This is a genomic window from Snodgrassella sp. M0351 (genome assembly GCF_016100575.1).
In the GTDB taxonomy this organism is placed as follows: domain Bacteria; phylum Pseudomonadota; class Gammaproteobacteria; order Burkholderiales; family Neisseriaceae; genus Snodgrassella; species Snodgrassella alvi.
On sequence record NZ_JACFSG010000024.1, the window covers coordinates 1 to 242 of the forward strand.

The 242-nt window shown below is 43.4% G+C and carries 1 protein-coding gene; it reads left to right on the forward strand.

The window, feature by feature from the left end; all coding sequences use genetic code 11:
* The coding region (locus H3V01_RS10950; RefSeq protein WP_198186797.1) for a hypothetical protein at positions 1-242 on the forward strand (242 nt) is incomplete at both ends.

A 242-nucleotide genomic window follows, 5' to 3' on the forward strand; every position in this document is an offset into this window, starting at 1 on the left:
TAGCAGCTGATTCTACAGATGCAGTAAACGGCAGCCAGTTCTTTAACCTGTCCAGCTCAACATCAACAGGGCTGAACAGTCTGTCAACCAGTCTGAGCACAGCAACCGACAATCAGTTAGGCAGTCTGTCTACTAGTATTGATAAAAGTCTGAACACTGTGAATAAAGACGTGTCCAGTCTGTCAACCAGTCTGAATGATACTAATACTAATGTAGGCAATCTGCAGAAAGATGCATTGCAA